At 46.1% G+C, this 15,061-nt stretch carries 12 protein-coding genes, 1 tRNA gene and 1 riboswitch; of the genes, 5 read left to right on the forward strand and 8 right to left on the reverse strand.

Annotated features, from left to right (window positions below; genetic code table 11):
• Positions 1-15: 15 nt before the first annotated feature.
• The 8 genes from DESDE_RS10965 to DESDE_RS11000 all read right to left on the reverse strand — a co-directional run bounded on the left by DESDE_RS10965 (position 16) and on the right by DESDE_RS11000 (position 10,736).
• Positions 16-771 carry an ATP-binding protein gene (locus tag DESDE_RS10965; protein WP_014794084.1) on the reverse strand — a complete coding sequence of 252 codons (756 nt, stop codon included), beginning with the start codon at positions 769-771 and terminating at the stop codon, positions 16-18.
• Positions 772-792: 21 nt separating this feature from the next.
• A complete protein-coding gene (locus tag DESDE_RS10970) occupies positions 793-2,709 on the reverse strand; it encodes an ASKHA domain-containing protein (RefSeq protein ID WP_014794085.1) in 1,917 nt (638 codons plus the stop codon).
• 32 nt (positions 2,710-2,741) lie between these two features.
• A complete protein-coding gene (gene acsC, locus DESDE_RS10975; RefSeq protein WP_014794086.1) occupies positions 2,742-4,064 on the reverse strand; it encodes an acetyl-CoA decarbonylase/synthase complex subunit gamma in 1,323 nt (440 codons plus the stop codon).
• Between the two features lie 77 nt (positions 4,065-4,141).
• Positions 4,142-6,322 (reverse strand): acetyl-CoA decarbonylase/synthase complex subunit alpha/beta, encoded by a 2,181-nt coding sequence (acsB, locus tag DESDE_RS10980; RefSeq protein WP_014794087.1) that lies wholly within the window; start codon positions 6,320-6,322, stop codon positions 4,142-4,144.
• Between the two features lie 18 nt (positions 6,323-6,340).
• Positions 6,341-8,359 carry an anaerobic carbon-monoxide dehydrogenase catalytic subunit gene (cooS, locus tag DESDE_RS10985; RefSeq protein ID WP_014794088.1) on the reverse strand — a complete coding sequence of 673 codons (2,019 nt, stop codon included), beginning with the start codon at positions 8,357-8,359 and terminating at the stop codon, positions 6,341-6,343.
• 62 nt (positions 8,360-8,421) lie between these two features.
• Positions 8,422-9,189 carry an ATP-binding protein gene (locus DESDE_RS10990; protein WP_014794089.1) on the reverse strand — a complete coding sequence of 256 codons (768 nt, stop codon included), beginning with the start codon at positions 9,187-9,189 and terminating at the stop codon, positions 8,422-8,424.
• 374 nt (positions 9,190-9,563) lie between these two features.
• On the reverse strand, positions 9,564-9,755 hold the full coding sequence (locus DESDE_RS10995) for a hypothetical protein (RefSeq protein WP_014794090.1): 192 nt from the start codon (positions 9,753-9,755) through the stop codon (positions 9,564-9,566).
• 126 nt (positions 9,756-9,881) lie between these two features.
• Positions 9,882-10,736 carry a DegV family protein gene (locus tag DESDE_RS11000; protein WP_014794091.1) on the reverse strand — a complete coding sequence of 285 codons (855 nt, stop codon included), beginning with the start codon at positions 10,734-10,736 and terminating at the stop codon, positions 9,882-9,884.
• 248 nt (positions 10,737-10,984) lie between these two features.
• Here DESDE_RS11000 and DESDE_RS11005 point away from each other — a divergent pair.
• From DESDE_RS11005 to DESDE_RS11025, 5 genes are all read left to right on the forward strand, one after another.
• Positions 10,985-11,061: transfer RNA gene (locus DESDE_RS11005), tRNA-Pro, on the forward strand.
• A gap of 109 nt (positions 11,062-11,170) precedes the next feature.
• Positions 11,171-11,728, forward strand: coding sequence for a GNAT family N-acetyltransferase (locus tag DESDE_RS11010; protein ID WP_014794092.1), 558 nt, complete (start codon positions 11,171-11,173; stop codon positions 11,726-11,728).
• A 56-nt stretch (positions 11,729-11,784) separates the two neighbouring features.
• Positions 11,785-11,899: riboswitch (FMN riboswitch) on the forward strand.
• Positions 11,900-12,030: 131 nt separating this feature from the next.
• Positions 12,031-13,128 (forward strand): bifunctional diaminohydroxyphosphoribosylaminopyrimidine deaminase/5-amino-6-(5-phosphoribosylamino)uracil reductase RibD, encoded by a 1,098-nt coding sequence (ribD, locus tag DESDE_RS11015; RefSeq protein ID WP_014794093.1) that lies wholly within the window; start codon positions 12,031-12,033, stop codon positions 13,126-13,128.
• Between the two features lie 23 nt (positions 13,129-13,151).
• Positions 13,152-13,796 (forward strand): riboflavin synthase, encoded by a 645-nt coding sequence (locus DESDE_RS11020; RefSeq protein WP_014794094.1) that lies wholly within the window; start codon positions 13,152-13,154, stop codon positions 13,794-13,796.
• A 27-nt stretch (positions 13,797-13,823) separates the two neighbouring features.
• The gene (locus tag DESDE_RS11025) at positions 13,824-15,032 is read left to right on the forward strand and encodes a bifunctional 3,4-dihydroxy-2-butanone-4-phosphate synthase/GTP cyclohydrolase II (protein ID WP_014794095.1); all 1,209 of its coding nucleotides are present in this window, start codon (positions 13,824-13,826) and stop codon (positions 15,030-15,032) included.
• Positions 15,033-15,061 lie beyond the last annotated feature (29 nt).

The raw sequence follows: 15,061 nt of genomic DNA on the forward strand, positions 1-15,061 counted from the left end.
CTCTCCTCTCTAGTTTCATTTAAAGGCTTTTCTCATAATCTTTTCCACTGCTTGTACGGCAAGGGACTCATCCGGCAAAGTGTAGAGCGGACGCCCTTCCAAATCATGGGTTACGACCATAGGATCAAGGGGAATATCCCCAATCAATTGAAGACCAGTCTTATCAATTTCTTCAGACAAAGAATCCAGGCTTCCCTCTGTGGTTTTTGTCACCACCAAGTAGACCTCGTCCACTGCGGAACGCAGTCCTTTAATCAGTTCATGGACTCTTCCCGCAGAGCGAATTCCCCGTGCAGAAGAATCACTAATGACGAACATCATGTCGATACGGGGAATGGTTCTCCTGCTGATATGCTCAAGACCCGCCTCCGTATCCACTGTCACATAATCATAATTGTCCCCCAGTGTCTCGAGATACTTTCTGAGCAGGTCATTGGGATAGCAATAACAACCGGGACCCTGTGGCCCTCCCATAACCAGTAAATCAATATCTTGAGACTCAATAAGACTTTGTTGGAGTTTGTACTCCACAAAAACATCCTTGGGCATTCCTGTTGGAATGGCTTTGGGGTTTTTCGTATCTTCGAGAAGTTCGGAAATCGTTGCTGTGACCTCGAGACCAAGAGCTTCATTTAAGTTGGCATTGGGGTCTGCATCCACCGCTAGAATGGAGTTACTCTGCAATCCTTTGACCATTTGACGCAGTAAAAGAGCTGTAAAGGTTGTTTTACCCACTCCGCCCTTACCTGCAACTGCAACATATTTTGTCATGATTCTTCCCTCCAATGCTTCTTAAATTGTTCCTTCCACAGAAGGAAATAGAGATAAATCAGTATGGGGTAAGAACAAGGCCGATACAAACTCGTCCATAAAGGTCGTCCCGATGGACAGTTCAATATAAGTCATCTTGCGTGCAAGATCAGAGGCCTCATTCCAAGCCTTCTGTGAAAGTAAGGCAAGGCGTGCCCCTTTAACAGAAGAATTTCCTATGAACTCAAACTTTTCTTGAGGCAAGTCAGGAAGTAAGCCTATTTCTACCGAATCATGAACATTGAGGTAATTACCGAATCCACCACCAATAACGATTCGATCGATCATATCAATTTCCAAAGCTACCGCTTGGAGTAATGAACGAATCCCGGCATAGATCGCTCCTTTAGCCCGAATGAGATTCTTCACATCATTTTCGGAAATGACTACATCCTTGTCTCCCCCTGCTTGATGGGCCCATGCTAAAACAAACTCTTTATCATCCTCTGTGGCACGGATCCGAGCCGATTGAGAAGAGTGTTCCAATTGGAAATTCCCGGCACGATCAATAATTCCGGCCTTGCGCAGCTTGGCCAAGCAATCCACTAATCCTGAGCCACATATACCAACAGGCGCCATCTGTCCAACCACTTTCAGCTTGACATCAAGGGTTTCAGGATCAATGTCCACTCGTTCAATTGCACCAGGCATAGCTCTCATGCCAAAAAGAATTCCTCCTCCTTCAAAACATGGCCCGGCAGAGCATGCACAAGAAACAAGCCAATCCTTATTCCCAAGCACGATCTCTCCGTTAGTTCCGATATCGATAAACAAAATGATCTCGTCGGAGTTGGCCATATCTGTGGCTAGGGCACCGGAAACGATATCCCCTCCTACATAACTGGCCACCGAAGGATAGGTGTGAATAAGTGCATCGGGTAGAAGTCTAAGCCCTATTTCTTTTGCTAATACCTCAGGCGTTGCATTGACGGTGGGGATATAGGGTTCTAAGCGAATATAACGCGGATTGATGCCCAGGAAAAGCTGCGACATGGTCGTATTGCCTGCAATCACCGCACTGGCTATATCCTGGCCCGTAAGGCTTTGTCGCTTAAGCATCTCATCGATGAGTACATTGACAGTATCCACTACGGCCCTTTGAATTTCGGCCAGGCTCTCCTGACTCTCAACCGCATAGACAATTCTAGAAATGACATCATCCCCAAATTGGGCTTGCTTATTGTAGGATCCCTGCTTATCCACGATTTCGCCACTATCCAGGTTGACCAGGTAGACGACCACTGTTGTGGTACCCACATCGATTGCTAACCCATAGCATGGCCGGTCATTGGCAGGCTCCACATGGATCACCGTGTATCCTGACTCACAATCCGTTAAAGTAACGGATAGGTCCCAATGAGCTTGACGCAAAGTTTCTGGTAAGGTTTGCAATACAGATAAGGGAATCGTCAAAGGTTTATCGGATTGAAGTACTCGCTTTAACTCAATGGACAAACGGGCCCAGTCGCTGGCATTATCCGTTAGGGTGGGTTCAGCGCAACGGATGTTAACCTTGCGAGCAAGAGGATGATACCCATAAGAAGCTAACAAATCTTTACTGGTTTCGTTGAGCAGCGCTGAATTGGCATTCTCAAGGAGAACCTGATGTGCTTGCAGGCGCGATTCCGGTGGGACTTCAACGGTAAGGTCTCCTTCAACGAAAGTGTGGCAGCTTAAGCGTACTCCACGGCTCAATTGTTCCGGAGATAGATTTCCCGTTCTTTCACTCTTGGCTTCACCAGATATCACAGTAACTTTACAGGCACCGCAGGTACCTTTGCCACCACAACTGGATTTTATAAAAATACCTGCCTGAGTAGCTGCCTTGAGCAGGGAGGTTCCTTGTTCCACCTCAATCACTCGATTATCTGGCATAAATGTAACTTGAAATTTTCCCATGGTGTTCCTCCCCCCTCCTTGCCGTTGTATCTTTACATTGCCCGGGTAAAGGAAACAATACCGCTGGATTCACGAGGCCCAACGATGACTTTCCAGCCGGAAATTTCCTGTAATTTTCCAGAGATAACAGCTACATAGCCGGGAATAATCAAATTACGATGGTTTACTTTATCGGCTACACCGCTCTTCGCCAATACGTCGGCAATTTTTTCAGGCTCAAACTTGCCGGCTGCATAGGCTGTAAGTACAGACGTGCCATCAGTATCAACAGGAAGAATATAGCTGGGAATCTTGCTGGCTTCTACTTCTCCCTCAACGCTGTAATAAGTTAATGAGAAATTCGTGGTAATATAAATGGGGGAATTCTCATTGACTTCACCCACTGTATGCAAGACAGGCTCCACTTGAATGGGCTTTTGCGGGTCTGTATACAGATTCTGACGAAGTGCCATCAGAGGCAGAATATGCGCCTTAGCCGATGCCTTCAAGACAATGGCACTGGCATATTTGGCCACATAAGTTGAGGCTTCGGTAATCTCAGCTAAAGGCTCCGCTTTGCTGGTGAAAGCGATAACGGGATAGCCAAAGGGTCTGAATTTCTTTTTAATCGCCAGACGGCGGCAATGAGTCAGGCTGGCAAGAGTTTGGCTCGGTGTTCTGGCACCCGGATCCAGGACAAACTCTTTATATCCAAGCTTTTGAGCTTTTTCCACTAAGTCGGCCAAGGCATCTAAGCCTTCAGCCTTGATAATAACAGGAACATTATGTTCTTTAGCTAAGTTGACAACCGCCTCATAATTGGCTTCGGTAGCCGAGCCTATGAGGGGTTTGCGATCAGCAACTCCTGGCAAGGCCGCTTGAAGAGCATCCGCATTGTTACTTAAAAGAAGCAATGAACGCTCTGTTCCTGCAGCCACTTGAGCTACTGCTTTAGCAAATTGTTCCGGAGAGCCGGAGGCATCGACCACAGCTACTCCATCGATGGTGTAGTGAAGCCCCACCCGATCAAATTCCAAGCTCTTGATTTCATCAAGCTTAGCTTGAACTTCTTCAGCGGATAAAGTATCTGCAATCTCAATCAGCAATGTGGTAGGATGATAAAAAGTTTTATCATGACGGAAGAGAACCGTTTCATCTCCCATAACCGATCCGTTGCCGAATTTGATAGCCTTAATCGGTGGTGCCGATGCCGAATCCAAGGCTTCCCGAGCTTCGTCGGTGACATAAGGGCAAGCATCTAAGGATCCTTTACCGGAAGCCAATGCCATCGCAAAGGCGAGACAGGTAGGCGTACCGCACTCACCGCAGTTCTTTTTGGGGAGTTGTTTATAAATTTCTAAGCCTGTTAAAGCCATAACAGTGACCCCTTTCCAAAATAACTTTTTCTTACCGGAGACAGAGCAGGATGCTCTGTCTCCTATTTTTTATCTTATTACATTAATGGGTCTAGGCTGAAGCATGGGTGTCCATTTTCTTCGAGGAACGGAATGATCTCATCCACCGTCGTACCAACGGTCTCATCCGCAATCTTATCGATAAAGTCTTCACCTAAACCTTCTTCCACCGAACGGGCAACGAAGTCTTCACGTAAGAAGTCCTTCAGCTCTTTGGGCATCCAGACAATCCGCGCGATGCCGCCATCCGCCGGGATAAACTTCCTACTAATAAGATAGCTGCGTCCGATTCCCATAAACCCTGGTGTCTGCAAACCACCGCCAACCGTTCCGGCTAGTGTGGAGAAGGTCATGCCGCAAGGTGTCATGCCACTATGCTCACGGGTGGTGATCATCAAGCCATTGGCCTCGGGAACAATGGCCATAATCGCCTCGAAGCAACCGCAGGATGTCATGGGGCGATCCATCAAGGTATAAAGATTGACCTCTTCAAGGGTATTATTGGAAGAAGGCCGCAAATAGTCATTAACACTCTGCCACATTCCCTTGACTTCATCAATAGCCAAACCCTTAGGAATAGGCTGGTTCGGACCGGTTGGGGTAATTTCGAAGGCTGCTTTGGCATCAAGCCAGCTGACAGCACCGCAGAGACCAACCCGTTCCGGACTGACGATACAGACATGGTTGGGAGCAAAGGACTGACAGAGGAGGCAAGAATAGAATTCTTCCACATTCTCGTCGGTCAGGCTCTTCAAGCGAGCATCCCGTGCACGATAACGCTCCCGGGCCTTGACAAGATTTTCCTCGACGGCCTGTTGATCCGTATAGATGGTAACCTGTACCCGGTCGACAATAGCCGGGAATTCCTGCTTGAATTTAGCGAGCAGCAATTCGCCGATATGCTTCATTAGGAAGCCTTTGGCCCGAGCATCCTTGGAAATACGCACCCAGCAAAGATCACGCTGAGCGACGTGCCAGACTCCTTCACCATAGTTGGTAAAGTAGTGAATTCGGCGTTCCAGAACCCCTTCAAAGTCCTCCTGCATTTTACGGCCATAGATATCCACCTTAATTCCCAGCGGTAGCCGACTTCCTTCCGGTACCGTATCGATCTCCGGTCCAATAACGGTTACCTGACCGTCCACAACCTCATCGGCTCCAACCATGCTTACCAGCTCGAAGGCAGTGGTTCTGCCGCCGCCGAACTCCACATAGGTATCCCCTTTGCGGATGGTTTCCCCCTCAAAGGCAGGTCCGAAGTTGACCGGAATGGGAATCTCGATATTAGTCAGCTTAATTCCTCGTACTTCAAGTGCCAGAGGCACAATCTTTTCATAATCAGGCTCGGAGAGATACCAGTCGGGAATCTGCATCTCTTCGCCTAACTCCTGGTCCGTCAGAACAGGGAAGCCCATGAAAATAGCTCCCATTTCAGCGGCCACTTTTACATCGTCCAGTTCACCGAGGTGGAGTACGAAAGCCCGTACCCGGCGATGCTGATAATCACGATGCTGCTCCCTTTGTCCGGCAGGAATACCGCCGAAGGCCAATCCTGCCCGGAAGGCATAGTTCACGGCATGAATAACCTGAGTGAAATTTCCTAAGGGGAAAGCAATATAATCTTCACCGATCTTAACATTCTCTTCCAAAAGCTGCTCGATAATTTCATCGCACAGGAAGATCATGAAGCCTTTACCCATCAGGTTGTCGACAATTTTCTTCGCTGACGGGGAGTCTTTTGCACGGCCTAAAATAACAGCAACACCGGGGATGGTCCAGTCCACCATTTTGATCCCATGCTTACGCACAATGGGGTCACCCAGGAAGCCGGTCCAGGGGGCTACTTTGGGCTCATCGTTGCGCAGATAGTGAAGAATTTCAATCACTTCCGCTGCATAGAGAACGGATTCACCCCAAAGGCGGGCGTTCTCAAAGGTTAATTCTGTTTTGACCTGATTCCGCAGGCGGTTAAGAATAGGTACAAGCTCACCCAGTGTGGTCACCTTTTCTCCGGAGAGACAGGTAATAACCGGAAGGTGGTAAGCGGTGTCCGGATAGCCAACCGTCTGTTCGGGGCCATAGTCTTTAAGGGCACGATTCAAAAGAATCTCTGCATAACTCATGGCCGTAATCGTTCCATCGTAGGCTTTACGGAGTAATTTTTTGGGTTCTTTCGAGGGATCCTTGATCGCATCAGCGTAAATTTGCTCCATGGACATAATCACTTCCTCCTTTCCTTACCACCCTTGGGCAATGGCTGTATTGAATTTTTCAGCAGTTTGCTTATGAATTCTAAGTTTCCAGCTTCTATATTCAAGGGCATTTAAGAGTTTTTGTGCAGCAATCTTTTCATCCACTTCGAAGATGAAGTTGCCGCCAAAGACATCGTGAGCAATTTGGGTCGCAATTCCATAGATGAGATCGCTGCCTTCCAGATAAGGCATGGTGCCTACATGGGTAGGAATGCCCATAGAGACACAATATGAGCCGATAGCTACAGCCTTTTCATGCATTGCTTCGGGAGCAGATGCAGCAAAAGGAACCTTAGGTGTATCAACACCCAGTTCTTTGGCCATAAGCTGAAGTAAATCCATACCACGGCTATTATCCACACAAGATCCAATGTGGAATACCAAGGGTAATTTAGTGGCTAATTGGGGATTGGCTTCTTCGAGTTGTCTGATAAAGCTCTTCAGGCCTTCCCCGGCATATTGGTCCACAGCTTCCGAATTCATTAAGCCCATCTTGGCAAAGGCCCCGGCGGAGCAGCCTGTAGCTACAACAAAGACGTCATTCTTCACCAGTTCTTTAAGAATGGCAACATGGGACTCGTCCTGCTGACGCTTGAGGTTGTTACATCCGGCCATCTGAACAACACCCTTGATCTGTCCGCTCAGTATAGCATCCGTGAGGACTGAGAAGGGACGCTCAGGATTGATCTTGCCAAAAATATCGGTTAAGGCTTCAATGCTGAACCCGGCTACGAGAGAATTACGCTCACTGGAGAGAGAAATCTTTTTGGGATCTCTTCTCTTGTAAGCTTCAATAGCCGTTCTTACCAGCTTTTTAGCATCCTCCATCGCTGTCTCGGAATTAAAGGCTAAGTGCTGGGCACTCGGAATTTTCATAATGGCCTCGGTGGTGATGATTTTGGTGTGATAGCAATCCGCCAACTGTTGAACAGATGGGTAAATACATTGAATATCAACGACCATGGCATCGAGAACACCGGTCAAAATAGCCATTTCCTGAGAAGCGGATGATGTGGCCAGATAGACCCCCTCACGCATGAGCAGCTCATTACCGGTACAACAGATACCGACAATATTGACCCCTTCTGCTCCTACTTTTTGAGCTTCTGCCTTTAACTCACGGGCAGCCCCTACAACCATTTCAGAAAGGACGGGGTTATGGCCATGAACGGCGATATTGACCATTTTCTCATCGATAACTCCCAGGTTCGCTTCGGAAACAATGGGTTCAGGAATTCCAAACAAGACGTCACTGAGATTGGTGCCGATATATTCCCCTACTAAGTCGGAGAGGGCACCTTTTAATCCGCCGAAAATTATATTTACAGGGTCAGCATCAACCCCTTGAGCAGTTTGCGCCATAAGTTCCGTTACCGTACCGTCGATGGAACGGGGCATGATATTGGTATTTCTAAACTTGTTGCGGCGCTGCTCAATTAAGAAGGAGTCAAGGAATGCTGCCGGACGATCTTTATATCTGCCGAAATCTTCATAAGCTAATTCGGCTACGTCACCAAGAATCTCCATATCATCTCTGTTTAACGTCTCTATTCCCAGTTTTTCGGCCAGTTTATGAAGTTTTTCCGGGGACTTAATTTCATAGTCTTTAGTCTTTCCTTCGGCGAGCTCATGCGCCGTGTGAAGTACATGCCTTGCGTGCTCGGAGTGAGACGCTGCTCCTCCTGCAATCATGCGGACAAGATTTCTTGATACTATGGTATAGGCGGTTGCACCGCAAATACCTTTGCTCGCCGGTCCATCATCTGCTTTAACCCGGCAGGGTCCGGCAAGACAAATACGACAGCAAATTCCTTTGTACCCGAAGCCACATTGGGGCTGCTGGGCGACAAAGCGATCAAATACTGTCTCAAGTTTGTTTTCCTGCGCAACCTTCATCATCTCGATGGTCCCTGGGTCTGTCGTGCGCAATGGATTTTTGGGTTCCACCACACGGGGCGCGTTGGAAGGCCGTGAGGTGTGCGTCAAGTCCCGATATCTTGGCATTGTTTAACCTCCTCTTTTTGACCTATAGATTTTTCCACCATGCAATTGTGCTCTCCTATGCTTTATGTATCTCTCCTCTCTATTAATTTTCTATAGATAGATTCTAATTGGGAACCTGGAGCACCCTTTGGAAAAGAAGGAGCATCTGTATGGACAGACATATCAAGCAGCTCTTCACTAAAAGGAATCAAACCGAGTAACTCATCTTCCGTGAATTGTGCTTTGAGAAAATCTTCGTCTTTGGTGGAGCGGATTTTGTTGCCAATCACAGCTACTTTCGGGATCCCCAGTTCTTGAGCAAGCTTCTGAATGACTCGAACAGTATGAGCACTTACCGTACTGGCTTCCGTTACGATGACTAAGACATCAACTCCTTGGGCAGTTCCTCGTGTAAGCTGTTCGATGCCGGCACCCATATCTAAAATGACGGTATCCTGTTCAGAAAGAATCAAGGAATTGACCAAAGCATGCAAAAAGCTGTTCTCCTTGCAATAGCAGGCTGTACCTCCCCCTTTGACATTACCCATACGAAAAAATCGTATAGCACCCACTTGCACGGAGTAATCATCCAAAATATCATCCACCTGGGGATTCAAGGGATAAAAGGCACCGCTTCCGCCCATGCGTTGTTCGATGAGTTCTTTCATATCAACGATGGGACGTAACTGGTTCAAAACATCCTCCGAGATACCTAGAACTGTTCCTAAGCTTGCATCCGGATCAGCATCGACTGCCAGGACTCTCATTCCCCGTTCAGATAAGTAATAAGCCAAATTAGCTGCAAATGTCGTCTTGCCGACTCCACCTTTACCTGAAACTGCAATTTTCATCGACTTCATCTCCTATTTCATCTCAAACTGTGTATAATTTCACAATAATTTTTTCTTCTACATATTCACACTATATGATCATTGTCGATTTTCTTATGACAAAACAATGTATAGTGTATTCTTCATAATTTACTGAATTCCTTCAAAAATTCAGAAAATTTTATTAAATGAACTAGTTATTTTTTTACCAAATAGTTTTAAATTGTGAAATAAAGTTTTAATTATAGTATTCCCTATATTTCCAGTAACTCCTTCTAAAATATGAGTACAATTAAAATTTAAATCTTCAGAATAATGCACAAAAAGCCTCAGCCCCGTATGACAGGGTTGAGACTTTTTATCTGTCCACTAAAGTTAAGAATCAAGACAATGAATCAAGGATTTTCCGATGGCCCCCGTTGCTGCTCCGGTTCTAAAATATTAGTTACCCATTCAATATCATCTAAAGATGTCAAAAGCATATCTTCATCGGAAAAATCGCCAAGTTGTGCAGATTCAAGGGGTTCACCAGGTCTTAGTGTCGGATATTGAACCTTGAAAAACAATCGGCGTGGGATTTTAAACATGGGCTAACACCTCCACAAAAGGCTCTGCCTCTATCATCCCACTATTTATCTTGCCTATACTTCACTTAAAGTATTAAAAATATACTGTCAATTCCTTCTCGGACTAAATAACTTCATCCTTTACTGTCAATGAGGCCAGGGATGGAAAGCAAGGCCAAGTGCCCCCGGACCCACGTGAGTAGCGATGACAGGACCCGCCTCGAAAATTCGAATATCCTGACCCTGGTATTTTTGCGAGAGTTCCTCAGCTATACTGATCGCTTCAGTCTCAGCTCCAACATGAATCACCGCGATCCGATGGGGCTTATTAGAGGATAAGGCTCGTTCAAGCTCTTTATAGGTTCTTTGCAATGCTCGATTTTTTGAGCGCACTTTTTCAAAAACATCAATAATCCCTTCACTGTTAAAGTAGAGAATAGGCTTAATTTGGAGCAAAGTTCCGAAAAGAGCCGAAGCTCCACCAATTCTCCCGCCCCGGTGAAGAAATTCTAATGTGTCGACGATGAAATAAAGTTCGCATAATGGTCGTAATGTGTCCAGCTTTCCCAAAATCTCTTGAGCATTAAACCCTTCCCTTGCCCAATCTGCAGCTGCCCAGGTCAATAAACCTAAGCCTAAAGCTGAAGAACCCGAATCAAAAATGTGGATATTGGCATTTTCCAACAAATCCTTTGCCATGACGGCTGAGGCATAAGTGCCGCTGATCTTTTGAGATAGATGAATACTTATAATTTCGTCATAGCCTTCAGACAACACCGATTTATAAGTTTCCAGGAAAGCACCTACCGCAGGTTGTGAAGTGGTTGAGGAACCGGATATTTTCTCTAGCTTTCCAAAGAATGACCTATTGGTTAAGTCGATTTCTTGAAAAGTTTCGTCGCCAATATTCACATTCAATGTGACAACACGAATATCATATTCCTTAATAATATCACTGGTTAAATATCCCGTAGAATCCATAATTATTGCGGTTTTTTTCAATTTTTCTCCCCCGCTCTTTTATCTGTTTCATTTCGGAAACTCATCTTTATTTTCCAATATACAAATTTAAGTATATCGGAAAACGGACATCCTATCAACTCAAGCATAGATCAAAATAGTGACATGAATACTTAGCATCTTGGTTAAAAGCCTCTGACTCGTCCCTATTCTATAGTATAATATGAAAAAAACCTTGATAGCTTGACAGCTTGTGAGCATTTTGTTATATTATAAAATGTTCGATAAAACGGGGTATAGCGCAGTTTGGTAGCGCGCCTGCTTCGGGAGCAGGAGGCCGTGGGTTCAAGTCCCGCTACCCCGACCATTGAATAGAGCTTAGAGCGTGTACTATCCCTCATAGGATTAGGACACGCTTTTTTTAGAAATAATTATCATAATAGATTATCCCATCAATGTCACTTGGAGGCTAAACTATGTTGCAGGGAAAAAAGACCTTTCTCCGTCCACTTGAGCCCGATGATATCCCTATTTATCATAAATGGTATAATGACCAAAACGTTAATTATTGGGCAAACGCCGCCTGGCCTTTAAGCACAATGCTTAGTGAAGAAGACATCGAAGAACGCTTTTTTACTCCGAATAAAGATTGCGGCCGCTATATCATTCTCAATGAAGAGCAAGAACCCATCGGGACTATAGGCTATCGGGAGGTTAACATTCCAGCCCGCTCAGCAGTCCTGTTCATAATCATTGGAGAACGTGACTATTGGAGTCGGGGCTATGGTACGGACGCTTTAAAGGTGCTTATAAACTATCTTTTTTATCAATGGAATTTTCATCGCTTGAGTCTTGATTTATGGGACGGAAATCTGCGTGCTTTGAAGGCTTATGAGAAACTCGGTTTTAAGGTTGAGGGAAGGTTAAGAGAAGCACGATTTGTATTAGGTGAGTATCACGATGCCATCCTCATGGGGTTGCTGCGGGATGAATATGTACAGCACCATCCACCTCACCCCCCTGAAACGGTCTAAATTTCCTCTGGGGGTTGAATTCATTAATAACTTGGAGTATTATAGATTCAGTAATTGAATACCTCTGGGGATTGGTGAAACTCCATACCGGCGGTCAAGCCCGCGAGCCACTATGGCAGATCTGGTGTAATTCCAGAGCCGACAGTAAAGTCTGGATGAGAAGAGGAAATTTAAGTGCTTATTGCGCTTTTTATTTGCTGTGATTTTCGATGCCCCAGAGGATGAACTCTGGGGTTTTTTCATATGGTTTTATGGCAAAACTAAACAAAACCAACTCAAGGATGAGAAACGGTGGCGATCACATGGAACTAGATAATCATTACATGTCTCGGGCTCTGGAATTAGCAGCCCTGGCCATGGGGAGGACCAGTCCTAATCCCCTCGTCGGATGTGTCATCGTTAAAGATGGTGCTATCGTAGGAGAAGGGTATCATCAAAAAGCCGGCACTCCCCATGCAGAAGTCCACGCTCTAAAAGCAGCCGGGAAACATGCCCAAGGAGCCACGGCATATGTCACTTTAGAGCCTTGTTCTCATTTCGGGAAAACCCCTCCCTGTGCCGACGCACTGATTAAGGCCGGAATAGAACGGGTAGTAGTATCTATGGTGGATCCTAATCCCTTAGTAGGTGGGCAAGGGGTCGCCCGTTTGCGGGAAGCCGGTATCCAGGTTGATGTCGGACTTAAAGAAAAGGAAGCCAAGTCTTTAAACAAGGGCTTTCTTAAAGAAATTCAAACCGGACTGCCTTTTCTCCTCTACAAATCGGCTTTAACGCTTGATGGCAAAATAGCAACGGAATCAGGGGACTCAAAATGGATCACCAATGAAGCATCCCGTGCTTATGTCCACCAGTTGCGCAATCGGTTCGATGTGATTATGGTGGGCAGTGAAACCGTGCTGCATGATGATCCTGCTTTGAATTGCCGGGTTGATGAAGGCCGTGACCCGGTACGCTTGATAGTGGATGGAGAATTGAAAATTCCTCTTCAATCTGCAGTACTTACTTCCTCCTGCTCGGCACCTTGTATTATCGCAACCAGTGCCTCTGCCCCGCTGGATAAACTGAATGCATTGCAAAGTATAGAGAATGTAGAGGTTTGGAAATATGACTCACCCCGTTATGTCCCTTTAAGGCACCTGCTCGGGGATTTAGTGAAACGAGGTTGGAACTCTGTGTTGCTAGAGGGCGGTGGTGGGCTGGCGGGCTCCCTTCTCCACGACCAACTTATCGATGAAGTAGAGTTTATCTATGCACCAAAGCTCATAGGAGGCAAGGGTCCTTCCCCTCTGACCGGATTGAATCTTCCTTTGATGACACAGGCTATTCCTTTAGAATTCTTAGAGATCAATGGAGGAACCGGAGATCTTCGGGTTCGAGCTAAGGTAAATTATTCAGATTAAGAAGTTAAGAGAGGTGAGTCAACATGTTTACTGGTATCATCGAGGAATTAGGTAAGGTAACCGATCTAAAGATTCTTCCCGATTCCGCTCAGTTAACCCTGGAAGGCACTAAAGTCCTCCAAGGAACCCAAATCGGGGATAGTATCGCCGTTAACGGGATATGTCTCACTGTGGTGAAGATGCAGGGAAATTTATTTACCGTGGACGTCATGGCTGAAACTTTAAATAAGACCAATCTTAAAGAATGCAGTCGAGGAACACGGGTAAACTTAGAACGAGCCCTTCAGCTTTCCACTCGCTTGGGCGGCCATCTGGTGAGCGGTCATGTGGACGGAATTGGCACCATTCAAAAGATTACCCCGGTGGGAATCGCTCGGGTCTTTGAAATCAAAGCTTCCTCTGAACTCTTAAACTATGTTTTACCCAAAGGCTCTATTGCCATTGATGGAATTTCACTTACCGTAGTGGATGTTCTTCCTCAAGCTTTTACCGTATCCCTAATCCCCCATACTCGCCAGGAAACCACTCTAGGCTTTAAGGGTGTGGGAGACATGGTTAACCTCGAGACCGACATTATCGGAAAATATGTGGCACGATTCATGGAGAAAAAAGAAGCCCCTAAAAAAGATTTATCTATGAGTTTCTTATCCGAAAACGGATTCATCTAGTTTAGAGTTTGTGGAGGAGTGATTAAAATGAAATTTCAATTTAACACCATTGAAGAAGCCATCGCAGACATTCGCGAAGGTAAAATGATTGTCGTCGTTGATGACGAAGAGCGGGAAAACGAAGGAGATCTGCTGATGGCTGCAGAGAAAGCAACTCCTGAGGCTATCAATTTTATGGCCACCTATGGCCGCGGCTTAATCTGCGTCCCCATGATATCAGAACGCATTCAAGCCTTGAACCTTGATCCCATGGTGACCCACAATACGGATCCCCATGGAACCGCCTTTACCGTGAGTGTGGATGGATACAATACCACAACGGGAATCTCCGCTTTTGAACGGGCAGATACTGTAAAAGTCTTGCTGGACCCGCAGAGCCGCCCTGAAGACCTCCGCCGCCCAGGACATATCTTCCCTCTTAAGGCCCGGGAAGGAGGAGTTCTTGTTCGTGCAGGACATACAGAAGGTGCTGTGGATCTTGCTCGATTAGCAGGTTTTCAACCGGCAGGTGTCATTTGCGAGATCTTAAAAGACGATGGAACGATGGCCCGTGTTCCCGATCTTATGGAATTCGTTAAAAAACACGATCTCAAAATCGTTACCATCAAAGAGCTCATTCATTTCCGGCGCCAAAAAGAAAAATTGGTCGAACGCATTGTCGGTATTCAACTCCCCACAGATTTTGGGGACTTCAAAGCAGTGGGTTACCGGAGTTTATTGGATGGACAGGAACATGTGGCTTTGGTTAAAGGAGATGTGGACGATGGTGAACCGGTACTGGTACGGGTTCACTCAGAATGCTTGACCGGAGATGTTTTCCATTCCCGTCGCTGTGACTGTGGCGATCAGCTGGCCGCAGCTCTGGAAAGTATCCAAAAAGAAGGCCGAGGGGTATTGCTCTATATGCGCCAAGAAGGCCGTGGAATTGGGTTGCTCAATAAAATGAGAGCCTACAAACTGCAAGAAGAAGGAAAAGATACTGTCGAGGCCAATCTTGCTTTAGGTTTCCCTGCAGACCTTAGGGATTACGGAGTAGGTGCTCAAATTCTTGTCGACTTAGGCATTCGCAAGGTACGACTGATGACCAATAATCCCCGGAAGATCGTCGGATTGGAAGGCTATGGTCTGGAGATTCAAGAGCGTGTCCCTATGGAAATGCCTGTTAAGCCCGAGAACGAGTATTATATGCATACTAAGAAAACTAAAATGGGGCACTATCTATCCAGCGTTCGTTAATATTCAATATATCAATTCATGATTTTAGA

Origin of the sequence: Desulfitobacterium dehalogenans ATCC 51507, assembly GCF_000243155.2 — a bacterium.
In the GTDB taxonomy this organism is placed as follows: domain Bacteria; phylum Bacillota; class Desulfitobacteriia; order Desulfitobacteriales; family Desulfitobacteriaceae; genus Desulfitobacterium; species Desulfitobacterium dehalogenans.